The sequence below is a fragment of the Sediminibacterium sp. GW821-FHT12F12 genome (assembly GCF_058806635.1).
Window position 1 is genome coordinate 155,378 of the sequence record NZ_JBXAPW010000007.1, and the last position, 13,976, is coordinate 169,353.

The 13,976-nt window shown below is 44.9% G+C and carries 10 protein-coding genes; 2 read left to right on the top strand and 8 right to left on the bottom strand.

The window, feature by feature from the left end; translation table 11 throughout:
• Positions 1-144: 144 nt before the first annotated feature.
• The 4 genes from AC1RNB_RS11905 to AC1RNB_RS11920 form a co-directional block, all read right to left on the bottom strand.
• Positions 145-747 carry a c-type cytochrome gene (locus AC1RNB_RS11905; protein WP_493083052.1) on the bottom strand — a complete coding sequence of 201 codons (603 nt, stop codon included), beginning with the start codon at positions 745-747 and terminating at the stop codon, positions 145-147.
• Positions 748-944: 197 nt separating this feature from the next.
• On the bottom strand, positions 945-1,577 hold the full coding sequence (locus AC1RNB_RS11910) for a response regulator (protein ID WP_493083054.1): 633 nt from the start codon (positions 1,575-1,577) through the stop codon (positions 945-947).
• A gap of 86 nt (positions 1,578-1,663) precedes the next feature.
• The gene (locus AC1RNB_RS11915) at positions 1,664-2,782 is read right to left on the bottom strand and encodes an acyltransferase family protein (protein ID WP_493083056.1); all 1,119 of its coding nucleotides are present in this window, start codon (positions 2,780-2,782) and stop codon (positions 1,664-1,666) included.
• A gap of 1 nt (position 2,783) precedes the next feature.
• Positions 2,784-5,822 carry a sensor histidine kinase gene (locus AC1RNB_RS11920; RefSeq protein WP_493083057.1) on the bottom strand — a complete coding sequence of 1,013 codons (3,039 nt, stop codon included), beginning with the start codon at positions 5,820-5,822 and terminating at the stop codon, positions 2,784-2,786.
• 433 nt (positions 5,823-6,255) lie between these two features.
• Here AC1RNB_RS11920 and AC1RNB_RS11925 point away from each other — a divergent pair, with 433 nt between their 5' ends.
• A complete protein-coding gene (locus AC1RNB_RS11925) occupies positions 6,256-6,447 on the top strand; it encodes a hypothetical protein (RefSeq protein ID WP_493083059.1) in 192 nt (63 codons plus the stop codon).
• Between the two features lie 314 nt (positions 6,448-6,761).
• Here the strand turns inward: AC1RNB_RS11925 and nifJ are convergent, their stop codons facing one another.
• Positions 6,762-10,337, bottom strand: coding sequence for a pyruvate:ferredoxin (flavodoxin) oxidoreductase (gene nifJ / locus AC1RNB_RS11930; RefSeq protein WP_493083061.1), 3,576 nt, complete (start codon positions 10,335-10,337; stop codon positions 6,762-6,764).
• A gap of 241 nt (positions 10,338-10,578) precedes the next feature.
• Here nifJ and AC1RNB_RS11935 point away from each other — a divergent pair, with 241 nt between their 5' ends.
• Complete coding sequence (locus AC1RNB_RS11935) at positions 10,579-11,409, top strand: hypothetical protein (RefSeq protein WP_493083062.1); 831 nt, start codon at positions 10,579-10,581, stop codon at positions 11,407-11,409.
• 5 nt (positions 11,410-11,414) lie between these two features.
• On the opposite strand, the gene AC1RNB_RS11940 is transcribed toward AC1RNB_RS11935, so the two are convergent.
• The 3 genes from AC1RNB_RS11940 to AC1RNB_RS11950 form a co-directional block, all read right to left on the bottom strand.
• Complete coding sequence (locus AC1RNB_RS11940) at positions 11,415-12,257, bottom strand: hypothetical protein (protein ID WP_493083064.1); 843 nt, start codon at positions 12,255-12,257, stop codon at positions 11,415-11,417.
• 73 nt (positions 12,258-12,330) lie between these two features.
• On the bottom strand, positions 12,331-12,924 hold the full coding sequence (locus AC1RNB_RS11945; RefSeq protein WP_493083066.1) for a hypothetical protein: 594 nt from the start codon (positions 12,922-12,924) through the stop codon (positions 12,331-12,333).
• A 568-nt stretch (positions 12,925-13,492) separates the two neighbouring features.
• Positions 13,493-13,960 carry a hypothetical protein gene (locus tag AC1RNB_RS11950; RefSeq protein WP_493083068.1) on the bottom strand — a complete coding sequence of 156 codons (468 nt, stop codon included), beginning with the start codon at positions 13,958-13,960 and terminating at the stop codon, positions 13,493-13,495.
• Between the last annotated feature and the right edge of the window lie 16 nt (positions 13,961-13,976).

Below are 13,976 nucleotides of genomic sequence, written 5' to 3' on the forward strand. Positions count from 1 at the left end.
CAGGTGTACGAAGGGCAGTACAATCACATGAAAATGTGGTTGGGATAAAAGGAAGATGCAGGTGAGGAGCGGCAGCATTAGCGTTACTCCGGCAAACAAAGGCCGCAGAGAAATCTGCGGCCGGGTTTTTCAAGAAAGGATGTATTATTTGATGGCTGCAAATGGAACCGGTTGAGGTACCACATTATGCACAGGTTTGGTGGCTTTCAGATAAGCGAAGATGGATTTCAGGTCTTCATCTGTCATATTTTTATAACCAGGCCATGGCATAGGTGGTAATAAGGGGCGATTTCCTTCCAGCCCTTTTGATTTTCCTTCGCGGATGGCGCGGATAAAATTCTCTTCTTTCCAGCTGCCGATACCGGTGCTGTCTGAACTGATATTGGCGGCATAAGAAATACCCCAGGGACCCACAGCGGCGGTCATATCCATCGCCATTAAAGCCCATCCACCCTGCACGGTTTGTTTGGCTACAGGAGGCAGTTGGCCATTTTGCTGAAAACCGGATAAGCGCAGTTCCGGAATTACTTCAGGACCATGGGCACCCATTCTTTTGGGTGAATGACAATCATCGCAACCTGCGATGGTTACCAGGTATTCGCCACGGGCAATCCGGATGGCTGTTGAATCTTTTGTGCCTGTCTCTGCTGTTGCCTTATTATCGCTACCGGAAATGCCGGTGCAGGAAACTACTGCTGCTGTAAAAGCGACAGCGAGTATGGCCATTGTTACAATTTTCTTTTTCATAGTCGGTTAATTGAGCGGCAAACCTAACCGTATGTGCTGCGCCGGGCAATCACATGAAAATGTGGTTGGTATAAAAGGAGAATAAGGTGTAAGAGTGGTAAGCAGACTGGCGATACGGCAAACCAGAAATGAAATAGCCGCAGATCTGCAGAACATTCATCCGAACTGCAGCCTGCGGCCCCCACAATTATAACTGATTAAACCAACTTGTCTTTAAAAGCTTTTGCTACTGCCTCACTCTTGCTGTTCACGTGTAATTTTTCGTAGATCTTTTTGATATGACTTCTTACTGTATCAATGGCAATGAACATTTCATTGGCGATCATTTTATAGCTGTACCCTTCTACTAAAAACTGCAGTACCTGTTTTTCACGGTCTGATAAATTATAATCTTCTCCCTTCTCATTATTCATGGAGGAGAACATCTTCAATACCTGCGTAGCGATACTGGCTGTCATGGGAGCACCACCACTCTGCGCTTCTTTGATATATTCCAGCAGTTTGGTTGGCGGTGTTTTTTTCAGCACATATCCATTGGCACCACTGCTGATGGCCTGGAATACATTTTTATTATCATCAAAAACGGTGAGCATTAAAACCTTCACCTCATCGTTCACCTGGCGGATCTTTTTCAGACCTTCTATACCGTTGATGCCGGGCATATCTATATCCATCAGAATCACATCTGGTTTCCAGGCGCCTACTTCTTCAATTACATTGTTACAGTTTTTAAAACAGGCCAATACTTCAAACCCTTCCGATCCATTAATGAGCATCGTTAGTCCTTCACGTAGCTGGGGGTTATCTTCGTAAATCAACAATTTGGTCATTCGTTCTCTTTTAACCGGCCAAAAATAGGCAGTGGCGGGTAATAATGCAACCGCATAAACATGTTATCCTTTATTCACAGACCCTCCTAAAAACCTCTTCCACCCGTGGCCCAGCGGTAAAAACCCGGTACAAAACGCCGCGTAATGGCAGCCACCCCCACACAGAAAAAGAAAACAAGGGCAGGTGCCAGCAGGTAAGTAATGAGGCGGTAATTAGGCAGATCGTGCAGGTAGTGATAAAATAACCGGGTTACGTATACCACCAGCGGCGCATGCAGCCCGAAAATAAAAAAGGAAAAAGAGGAAAGCCACAGAAACCAGTGTTGCCGCATACACCATTTTACCAGGCTGTCTGCCCCAAACCAAACAGCGAGAATACCCGCCAAAACAGCAATATCATGCATCGTATTCAGGATCACATAAGTGGCAGGATTGGTAGGCTCGAGTTCAAAAGCCATGAATGTTTTGATCACACTAAAGCCAATAAAAAGCAGCCAGGCAATATACAGGCTCAGCCATTTGGGCTTTTTTTCGAGGTTAAAGTTTGTTTTCTGCAGCCAAACACCCAGCGAAAAGAAGAAAAGTCCCCTACCATCTACTACCAGAAAACCCAGCTCAAAGATCCAGAGCAGGAAACTGGCTGCAAACCACCAGATAGCGATATGCCTGATGGCCCAACGGATACCGGGGTAGATCAGGTTGGTGAGGAACAGCGCAAGGATGAACCATAACTGAAAAGAGATAGGCGCTACCAGCCAGCGTACCACTATCCCCCACCAGCCAATAACAGTGTAAGGCCGATCGTCTCCCAGCTGGTCAAGCTTGGCAGACAGTACCGCGTTTGCCGTAACGGGGAATTGCTGCCAGAGAAAAGTAATGGCCAGTCCAATAGCACTCCAGATCAGGTAGGGTATTATGAGTGTGTTGGCTCTTTTTTTGATCTGCTCCAGGTAAGGGGTATTATCCTGCATGGCATAGATATAACCGGAAATGATGAATAGTAACGGGATCCGGAAGCGGAGAACCCCGTTGGCCATAAAATATTCGAAAAATGTAGTGACGGTGAGTGGTTCGCGTACGGTAGTAAATGGCTGCAGATAGGTCTGGTGCAGGTTATAACCATGCACGGCCAGTAGTAAGGCAATAGACAGAAAAGTATAAAAGCGCAGCTTCTGACTTAAAAACCGGCTGATGGGTACACTCATACTAACCGTTTAAAGGAATGGTTACCGTTACTTTGGCGCCACCGCCGGGTTTTGATAAAATATGTAAACGACCCTTCATGGCATCGGCCCTTTTTTGCATATTACCCATACCGTTACCGCCATCTGCCTGTACCGGATCAAAACCAATACCATCATCTTCTACTACCAATACCAGCTGTTTGTTATCGAGTACAACCTGCACTGTTACCATACTGGCCTGCGAATATTTGGCTGCATTATTCACCGCTTCTTTGAATACCAGAAAGAAATCCCTTCTTGCTTCCATATCCAGTTTGATGTCAAATACTGATTCATCTATCCTGAAATCCAGTTCAATTTCTTTAGCCTCCAGCACATTGGTAGCAAACTCGCGCATACGTGCGGCTATCTTCTGCATACTATCATTGCTGGGTTTGATGCTCCACACAATGTCATCCATGGCATCCATCATACGCTGGCTGTTATCGCTGATCTTACCGAGATACTCAGTGGTTTTTACCGGGTCAACCTGTATCCGGCTTTTGGCCATGGAACTGAGTATATTGATGGTACTGAGGGTGCTTCCCATATCATCGTGCAGATCGCGGGCCACGCGGTTCCTCAGTTTCTCTACGGCCAGTAATTTATTTACCCGTAGGCGGTGTACCCCATAAATAGAGAGTGCGATGATAAAAAACAGTGTACTGATAAACCAGTAAGTACGCCAGAAAGGAGGTTTGATATAGATATGTAATTCCGTAAGATTTTTAGACCGGTTGCCATCAATATCCTCGCAATACACGCTGAAAGTATAATTGCCGGGTGGCAGCAAGGAATAGTTGATAAAATTCTGCCGGTCTGCTTTGATCCAGTCCTTATCAATACCGGTCATCTTATAATAATAGGTAAGTTTTTCGCGCTCGAGATAACTGAGCGCTGCAAAATAAATGCTGAAAGAATTTTCGGCACTGGATAACTGGATGCGCGGCAGCGCCTGCAGCGAGTCAACCGACATATAATTATTCAACAACTTAAAATCCGTGATCACCACATCGCGCGGCTGTTTGTTCCGGAAGATCGAAGGCTTGAAATAAAGCAGCGCATTATTGCCGGTAAACATCACATTACCATCGCTGCCAAAATAATCTGCTTCGGTGGTCATGTTGGCAAGAGTGATACCATCTTTTCTGCCGTAGGCGGTTACTCTTTTGGTGAGGGGATTATAGCGGCAAAGTCCATCCAGTGTAATCATCCACAAATACCCATCGGCATCTTTGCGGATGCGCATGATGGTGTTACCGGGTAAACCATCATCATAGGTAAGCCAGTGAATTGCGCCGGTTCTTTTATTAATGAAGTTCATGGCACCCGCACCAAACACGATCGTACTATCATTCAGCTGTTCTATGTCTTTGCCGGCATTCATGAATAGCTTTTTACCCGGCACACCTTCGGCAGTATATTGTTTGATGATCTTTGTACCATCACTACTCAGGCAATACAAACCCTTTCCTTCCACCGATACCCATAAAAGTCCTTCATTATCCACCAGTATCTTGGTGATAACGGATCCGAATTTGTGTAAGAGGTTATATCTTTTACCATCATACCTTACCAGAAATCCTCTGAATGTGGCTAACCAGATATTCTTTTTATCTCCGGTAATATAGTTGATGGTAGAACCCTCAAAAACAGGATCGCTCAGAAAGCGGGTGTTGCGGGTGGCGGTATCATACACCATGAAATTACCCGCCTGGCAACCGATCCATACCTTCCCATCATGGTGCTGGTACAAAGACCAGGTTTGCCGGTACTCGATCCATTTCTGACTTCCACGGGGTTTGTTGTTATAAATACCCGCATCGTAGGTATCCATTTTACGGTCAAGTGTAAATACGCCCCTGCCCCAGGTACTAAGCCAGTATTGTCCGCCCCGTAACTGGTAAATATCCGTAAACTCAATCGCACCCTTAGCTTCCGAGAAAAGCATGTTTACTACCGAGTAGGTTCCGCTGCCCGGAGAGGTAAAGTAGAGGCCATTATTGGTACATACCCAGATACTGCCATCATGATCTTCCAGTATCTGGTACACAAACTGAAACTGTATACCAGTGGCACTGCCGGCCTCGTGCTCATAATAATAAAAGCTGCGGGTATCGCGGTCAAAATTGTATAATGCGTTAGCGCCCGAGATCCAGAGAAGCCCTTGTTTGGTTTCATAAAAATTACGCGACTCTGAATAATCGGGATTATAGTTTAAACCGGCCGTATCGGTAAGTTCCTTACCGGTTGAGTCGAAACAATATTTCAGATGTGCCGTTACCCAGGTAAATACCCAATGCCTTCTTTTACTGTCTATAAACACTTCCGAAGTGCCTTGCTGTAGTTTTGGATTCTTTAAGAGAGGAAAATTCTTCGGGTTATAGGTATTGGTGTAGAGGGTTTGACTGGCTATATCAAAAACAGCCAATCCATTATTACCGCAGGGCAGCCAGTATTGTTTTTTAACTGTGTCTTCGTGTAAACCCGGACCGCAAACCCAACCTTCAGGTAAATGAAAATAATTATCGTCTACAAAAGCCCGTTTCTTTTTATCATAATGCAGCGGGCCAAATCTGGGGATAAAGAGAAAAGTTTCTCCGCGGCTATCCTGCCAGAGATTAATACCCCCCAGGTTGGGAATGGGCCGCGAACTTTTCACCGGCACTTTGGTATACGATAAAGCGGACGTATTATAAATGCCTACTTCCTGCAGGTTGGGAAAACAGAGCCATAAAGAAGTACTATCGTAAGGAAGGATCTTGGTAAGGTTAGAAGCTCTGGGACTATTTATACTGGCAGCATTAAAGCGGATGAATTTGGAACCATCAAAGCGCTGCAGGCCATTGGCGGTGCCGGCCCAGATAAATCCTTTTTTATCCTGGTAAACGCTGTATACAACATTGGAAGAAAGACCGATCCCATCATCGGTACTGATACGGTTAAACGTAAAACCCCGCTGCGCGGGCAGGGTGGTGTGTAGTAATAATAGACAGGCAACAAAGCCTACAATTTTCTTCATGCGCAGTGTAGAATACACAAAGCTAAAAACAAAACCCTTTCTTGAACCCGCAAACAGGAAAATCACCCCTTTATGTGGTATAAGCGGCTGATTATCCGTATGAAACCCGCCCGTTCACTTGCAACCGGCGCAAAAAAAGCCCCGATAAGAATAACGGGGCGAAAACTAACTGCGTATTATGAAAATAAAAGTCAAACAGATCAGGTCTATGCACCTGTTCCTTTCAACCGGTTAAAATTGCTATGCCCGAACCGCAGAAAACCGGCTATAAGGATAAACGGAGAATTGCCGTTGATGAAAGGTAAACATGCTCACATAAATGTGTGATAGCTTTGTAATCCTTACTGGTAAAGGATTTCACATGAATGTGTGATTGCGCAGAAATAAAATCCGGACCAATTTTGCAACATCAAATCACGTAAAAAAACGAATCATGAAAGGTAAATACATCACCACTTCTTTAATGCTGGCAGTGCTGGCAGGTGGTAAAAACGGAAACAGTGTACTGGTAGATGAAACTCCGGCAGCTACGGCTGATCATACCCTGATCTGGAGCAAAGAAAACAAAACAGCCAAACAAACTGCTTTGCAGATGCAGGGCAGGGATGAATTAAAAATGGCATAAGTCACCCTATAACCCATTACCATGGAAAAGAAATTTCTCGATGTTATGGACCGCTTCTTCACTTTTATTCTCCTGCTCTCGGGTGAGGAAGATTTTGAAACGGTTTCGATCGGACATATACTTTAGGGAGCAATGAGTGCATGATAGAATGATAGAATGTTTTGATGTGGCTGGATCTATCCCGCTGTTTTTCTCACGATCTCTTTCCCGGATTTTCTAGCCGGTACCGGTAATATTTCAGACAGATCGTTTCTTTATCAATAAAAAAGGGGAACCTCTGTAGAGATTCCCCGGGGTTGGTAAGTAGTCGAAGATTATAAAGCCCTTAGCGCCATAATTTTTTCCCAGCGGTGCCGTATTCCTTCATTGGCCTGCGCCAGGAACTCGACCGCTTTTTCAGGATCATTATTTTTGATAGTAGCAAACCGGTTCTCGTGGTAGAGGAACTCATCCAGCGGAACGGAAGGATCTTTACTGTCCAATATAAATCTTTGTCCCTGTTCCTTCATTGGGTTGTAACGGAACAGTGGCCAGTAGCCGGTTTTTACGGCCAGATCCTGCTGGTCTAATCCATGACACATATCATAGCCGTGTGCAATACAGTGACTGTACGCAATGATGATTGACGGACCAGGATACGCTTCTGCTTCCAGAATGGTTTTCAGTGCATGTACATCATTGGCACCCATCGCAATCTCAGCTACATAAGCAGAACCGTGTGCAATGGCCTGCATGGCGAGGTCTTTTTTACCGGTTGTTTTACCCTTGATAGAGAATTTGGCACTGGCACCGATCGGAGAAGATTTTGATTTTTGTCCGCCGGTGTTAGAGTACACTTCTGTATCGAGCACCAGGATATTCACATTCTCACCGGTTGATAATACGTGATCCAATCCGCTGAAGCCGATATCATAGGCCCAGCCATCGCCACCCACGATCCACATGGATTTGTGTTCGAGGAAGTCGGCCACCTGGTACAACAGGTCAGCTTCTTCTTTTTTGATCTCTCTTAAACGCGATTTCAGCGCGGTTACATTTTTACGCTGCTGTATCACTTCTGCTTCATTGGCTTCTACATTGCTGAGAATGGCATCGGTTAATTCGGCACCCACTTCTTCGCGCAGCCCTTTCAGTAAAGAAATACCATACAGGCGTTTCATATCGGTAGCAAGCTTGATACCCAGTCCAAACTCTGCATTGTCTTCGAAGAGGGAATTGGCCCAGGCGGGTCCATGTCCTTCTGCGTTTTTACTCCAGGGTGTGGTTGGCAGGTTACCGCCAAAGATGGAAGAACAACCGGTAGCATTGGCCACAATCATCCTGTCGCCAAATAACTGGGTCAGTAATTTCAGGTAAGGAGTTTCGCCGCAACCACTGCAGGCACCTGAGAATTCGAACAGGGGTTCGAGTAACTGAGAACCTTTTACGGTACCTCTGTTTACACGGGTTCTGTCTATATCGGGCAGGCCGATAAAGAAGTCCCAGTTCTTTTTCTCTGTTTCTTTCAAGGGCAGTACTTCCTGCATGTTGATGGCTTTGTGGCCAGGCTCTGTTTTGCTTTCGATCGGACAAACTTCCACGCAAAGGTTACAGCCGGTGCAATCTTCTACGGCCACCTGTAAAGTGTAAGACTCTGTGTCTTTGAAAAACTCTTTACCAATTGGTGCAGTATGTTTAAAGAAGTCCGGTGCATCTGCCAGCAGGTCGTTGTTGTACACTTTCGGACGGATGGCGGCGTGCGGACAAACAAAGAAACATTTGCCGCACTGAGAACAAAGGCTTGGATCCCATACAGGAACCTGTTCGGCAATATTTCTTTTTTCGTAACGGGTAGTAGCAGAGGGGTACACACCATCTGCGGGGAAAGCGCTTACAGGCAGGTTATCACCTTCGCCGGCAATAATCTTAGCCAATACCTGCTGCACAAATTCGGGTGCTTTACCTGAAATGGCGGGTTCACTTTCTTTGTTACCTATTTTGTAATCAGAATAGTCAACCAGCGAAAGATTTTCCAGGGTTTTATCTACTGCATCGTAGTTTTTCTGCACTACGGCTTCCCCTTTTCTGCCATAGGTTTTTTTAATGGCTTTTTTGATATAACTGATCGCTTCCTCTTTCGGCATTACATTGGAAATGGCAAAAAAGCAGGTCTGGAGAATCGAATTGATCCGGGAACCCATTCCGGTTTCTTTGGCCACTTTGGAAGCGTTGATCACATATAATTTCAGTTGTTTTTCTTTGATCTCTTCCTGGATATTATGCGGCAGGTTAAACCATACATCTTCTGTAGCATAAGGTGCATTCAGGAGAAATGTAGCGCCATGCTGTGCATCTTTCAGAATATCATATTTCTGCAGGTACTGGAAGTGGTGACAGGCCACAAAATTGGCAGAATTGATCAGGTAGGTAGACTTCACCGGATTTTCGCTGAAGCGGAGATGGGATACGGTTAAGGAACCTGATTTTTTAGAATCATACACAAAATAACCTTGTACGTGATTCTGGGTAACATCGCCCACGATCTTGATGGTATTTTTGTTGGCACTTACCGTACCATCGGCACCCAGGCCAAAGAACAGGCCGCGGAACAGGTGCTGGTCTTCGAGGGAGAAGGTTTTATCGTAAGCAAGACTGGTATGGGTTACATCATCTTCGATACCGATGGTGAAACCGTTTTTGGGTTTGTCTTTTTTCAGTTCATCAAAAATGCCTTTTACCATACCGGTATTAAATTCTTTGGAAGCCAGTCCGTAACGTCCGCCGATCACCAGTGGCAGGGTTCCTTCCCAGCCTGCATGTAAAGCGTTGATCACATCCATAAACAAGGGCTCGCCAATAGCACCGGTTTCTTTACAACGATCCAGTACAGCGATCTTCTTAACGCTGGCAGGTAAGGCATTGATAAAGTGTTTTACGGAGAACGGACGGAACAGATGTATATGCAGGTAGCCTGTTTTTTCACCGTTACTGTTCAGGTAATCTACGGTTTCGTGAACGGCGCCGGTAGCTGAACCCATCAGGATGATGATGTTCTCGGCTTCGGGGTGTCCGTAATATTCAAACAGTTTGTAAGAACGGCCGGTCAGTTTTTCGAACTGCTGCATGGTAGCTTCCACTATCTCGGGTACTCTCCAGTGAAACTGGTTACAGGCTTCACGGCTCTGGAAATACACATCCGGATTCTGGGCGGTACCACGGATAGAAGGGCTTTCGGGGTTGAGAGAGCGGCTGCGGTGACGGGCTACAGCATCTTTATCGATCATCTGTGAGATAATACTGTCCGGAATGATCTCTACCTCATTCAACTCATGCGAGGTACGGAAACCATCAAAGATATTGAGGAACGGGATGCTTGAACGGAGCGTGGAGGCAGTGGCAATCATGGCCATATCATGAGCCTGTTGCGGACTATTACCGAATAACATGGCAAATCCGGTAGCACGAACGGCCATCACATCACTATGATCGCCAAAAATAGAGAGTGCGTGGGTAGCCAGTGATCTGGCGGCAATATGAAATACGGTAGGGGTTAACTCACCCGCGATTTTGTACATGTTGGGAATCATCAGTAACAGACCCTGCGAACAGGTAAAGGTAGAAGCCAGTGCACCACCCTGTAAAGCACCGTGAATGGCACCTGCCGCACCCGCTTCACTCTGCATTTCGATGATCTTGGGAACTTCTCCGAAAATATTTTCTCTGTTATCACTGCTCCACTCATCAGCAAACTCGCCCATGGCAGAGGAGGGGGTAATAGGGTAAATGGCACATACTTCGCTGGTCTTGTAGGCAATATGAACGGCCGCTTCATTACCATCAATGATGGAGAGATTGGCTTTTTTGGTAGGGGCTTTTCCGGCAGACTTACCCCTTGCAACGGTTGTTTCCATGGTGTGAGATTTTGGGTATTTTGAAAGCACCAAATTACCCTTAGTGTGAGGGGTAAAATATGACCAATGTCAGGCCGGAACATGATTTATATAGGATTTGAGAGGCTAATCCCCGGATTTTGGCTACCCTTACCACGGTTTAGTATTCATATTTAACGCTTTGTCACAAATAACAACGGTTCGTATAAAAGAACTGCTGAACAAATGCTGGCATAACTAATATTGTATCAAATCTGCATACATGAAAAACCAACAAAAGCTTTTTGCATTACTGACTTTGATGATTTGTTTCTTCAGCGCCACAGCACAAAAAGGTATCCGCGGTCTGGTAGATGCCGAAGTAGCATTTGCCAATTTTACTGAATCAAGTAATATAAAGGATGGCTTTCTGAAATATATGGATACGGCAGGCGTCATCTTTAACCAGGGTAGAGCTATGAATGCGCATACAGTGTACGCAAAACAAAAAGCAGGTCCCGCTATTTTAAGCTGGGCGCCCAATTTTGCTATTGTAAGCGCCGGAGGCGATATGGGCGTAACTACAGGTCCGTACCTGATCCGTCCAAAAGCTTTAACAGATACACCGGTAGCAAGGGGCTATTTTTCTTCTATCTGGCAAATGAACAGTCAGGGCGAATGGAAAAACCTGGCCGATCTGGGAATAACGTCTGCAACAGCCGATCTGCCTGTAAGAGAGATCAATGAAATCAGTTTATCCACGCAGAAACCCAAAGAAGTTTCTTTTCCCGCCATTCAGTTGATGGATAGCCTGCTGAATCAGGCCATCGCCGGCAAAAACAGCGAACAATGGAAGAGTTTACTTACCCGCGATAGCCGCCTTAACCTTGATCAATTACACCCGCTGACAGGCGAAAAAGCCATTACTGCTGCTTTACTGAATGCACCCGACCAACTACAGCTGCGTTTTATAAATGGTGGATTATCAGGGACTAAAGATTTTGCCTATACCTATGGTGTGGTTACCAATGGCAACCGGAAAGAGAATTATCTCCGCGCCTGGATCTACCAGAAAAAAGAATGGAAGCTGGTTCTGCAGACATTGAAATGGTAAACATATCACAGTTTTATCCCAACACTGGCCGTAAGGTAAAACAGGTTTTTACCCCGTTCCGATAAATCGGGTCGCCCGGCCACCGTTACAAGGTTCTGCGGCAAAGTGTAGGAAGGAGTAATAGAAGCATTAAACTTACCCGATACAAAAACCACCGGCACAGAAACTTCATAAGAAAGAATATTGAATTGTGTTACCTGTGTGGTGTTTTGCCTTGTTACAGGCAACCCGAGTATATTCTTTTTCTCCAGGTAGGTATTGGAGAACTGCTGCGTACCAAAATACGCATACACGGAGGGATTGATCGCGAAAGCGGCATTGGTCATGCCCTTGTTAAAAAGAAAGAGGTGATCGATACCCAATGTAGCACCTACATCGGTCTGGTTACTGAACTTGAGGTCCAGACCTGTATTGATGTTGATGATACTGGATAGATAATTTAGGTTGATACCTGTCTGCGATTTCAAGGCAGACTGCACCAGGGTACTCTGATCTTTATAGAGGAACTGAGTGTAAAACAGGTTTCCCGAAAAATGATCTGTTTGCGGGAAACGATAGCCCGCTTCAATAGTAGTACCTGTATAACTGAGGGGCAGGTCTTTGTTCTGCACAAAAATGAAACTGCCCTGTGCATATAAACCTACCGAAGATTGAAAACCAATCACCGGAAATAAACCACTGCTTTTTAAACTGTCTGTTCTGCCGAAATAATGCAGCGCAGATTGATAATTGACAGAAGCATTGAGTTCATTTTTCTGTGTATTGTCTGTATGCTTCTCCTGTCCTGATCCTACCAAAGGAAACAGTAATAACAGGATACCTTTATACCAGTGATTCCTGATTTTCATATGCATAGGTTTTAAACAGTTAGCGGAACTGACTATTGAAACGGGATCGGATATTGGACACTAAAACGGGATCTTAGTGTTTACCTGCTTTTACAGAAGCTTTTGTACTGGTTTCAGCACTGGCTTTTACGGCAGGTTTTGCTGCTTTTATTTTTTCCTTAGCGCTGGTTTCTGCTTTAACAGCCGTTTCTTTTGCTTTTTCAACCTTTGCTTTTGCCTGTTCAGACTGATCTTTCATTTCGTCTTTTACTTCGCTCATCGGAAGTTTGGCGTTGGCATTGGCATGTACTTCTGCTTCAGATACAGACTGTGCACGCACCAGGCCCCTCTCTTCACCACCGGCATTGCTGTTCAGGTTGGCATCGTTACTTTGTTTAACAGAAGCATCTGTCTTCACATTTACATTGGTGTTACTGGTTACTTTACCGGCAGTTTTTACGGCAGCCTCAGTAGACTGTTTCACGGCACCGGTAGTTGCTTTTACAGCTTTGCCTGCGGCAACTGTGGTACGGTTGGTTGCGTTCAACGCTGCATTGGTGGCTTTGGTAGCATTGGCGGTAGCTTTAACAGCTGCGTTTGCGTTGGCCTTCACACCCAGCTGTGCGTGGGCAGCCTGGAATAACAGAACAGAAGCCAACAGGGCTGAAGATTTGATTAGTGTTTTCATAGTTGTTGTTTTTAGGTTAAGGATGTGTGTCGATCAACGTAAGCCAAATACTGTGCCAATCAGTAGAAGGGGTAAAAGGAAAGATTGTAATTAATTGATTAATAAGCTGTTTAGAAAACGTTAACCTGATGACAACCATTTTTAAGGAATATCACCCCCACAATCGATCCCACATATTTGTGCGATAGAACACCCATAAAACATACTAAAAACAAAAGAAGCACCGGCCATTTTCCTTCTCCGCGGATTCTGCGATAAATACCGGGTGCGTTAATAAATTTAGTTTTGTTCTTAAGGAGGCGTAAACCGGCCTGTTAAGTATAGTGACCCATACCACATATAAAGGCAGGAGGATAAAAAATTCTCTCTTTTGCTCTTTTTCTTTGTAAGCTCTTAGTGAAACAAATACCCCGCCTGTCAGTTGAATGCAGAAAGAGCAGGTGGTTTTGATAAGAGCAAAACGGAGAGAATGCGGCAAAGAGAGATCTGCTGGCATGGGAAGTATGCTGGAGCGGATTTTATGTACTGAAATGATAAACCCGGTACCCGGAATTTACAAGAAAAATGTTTATGGATGTTTATAGGTAATGAGCAACCTGTCTGATCCACTTGCTCCGGGAGACCCGTTAATCGGATAACTCAGTATCATAATCTCAGCCAATAGGGTTTGCAGATCTGCTACGCTGGTAAAAAAATCAATCTGGGTATCATTATTCCTGAATGCCCATTGAAAATGGCTGATTGGCGGAAGGTTATTACAAAACAATGCGTTTTCTTCCACCGTTCCTGTTCCATCGGTAAAAAAGGAATGGATATTATCTTTTACACAATCCGGTGCCACATCTTCATCAGCATCAACCACTTTATTATTATTGTTATCAAAACCAAAATTTACCAGTTTCCATTTTTTTTGGGTGAGTAACTGTTTTTTAGTGAGAGGCAGTGCTTCCTGACGTGGATAATCCTGTTTTCTACAGGCCGACAGAACGATCAGTGTTAACAACACATAAACAAATACATGCTGTCTTTTCTTCATGGTAATGGGTTTTATT